We start from the raw sequence: 559 nt of genomic DNA, 5'->3' as shown, positions 1-559 counted from the left end.
GGCCTCCGCCGCTCCGGCCCCGATCGCCCCCGCCCACCGCATCGAGCGCCCGGCCGCCGTGATCGCGACGGCCGTGCCGGTCGAGCCGGTGGCGCCCGCGGTGCCCGTCGAGCAGGTCCCGGCGCAGTCCGCCCCCGAGCCCGCCTCCGTTCCGACTCCGCCCGCCGACGCCGCTCCCTCCGCCCCGGTCGTGCCCGCGGCCGCCGAGGAGGGTCCGATCACCCTCCAGCGGATGAAGGACAGCTGGCCCGAGATCCTCGAGGTCGTGCAGAAGGCCCGGATGACCGCCTGGCTCGTCGCGTACACCGCCCAGGTCCGCGCGCTGAAGGACGACGTCCTCACGCTGTCCTTCCCGAGCCAGAACGACGTCGACTCCTTCAAGATGGCGGGCACCGCCGGTCAGCCCGGCGTCAGCGAGCACCTCCGGCAGGCGATCCAGCAGGTCCTCGGTCTCCGGGTGAAGTACATCGCCCGCGTCGAGCCGTCGGCGTCGGGAGCGGACGCCGACGGCTCGCCGCGGGCGATGTACTTCACCCGGCGACCGCGGACCTGCTGGATC

General features: G+C 74.8%; 1 pseudogene. It reads left to right on the top strand.

The features are described from left to right. Positions 1-559, top strand: a pseudogene (locus NB037_RS19365) (DNA polymerase III subunit gamma and tau); the annotation flags it as partial.

This window comes from Rathayibacter rubneri, from assembly GCF_023743255.1.
GTDB classification, from domain to species: Bacteria; Actinomycetota; Actinomycetes; order Actinomycetales; family Microbacteriaceae; genus Rathayibacter; species Rathayibacter rubneri.
The sequence above is the reverse complement of the archived record's forward strand: the minus strand, read 5'-3'. Positions and strand labels throughout refer to the sequence as shown.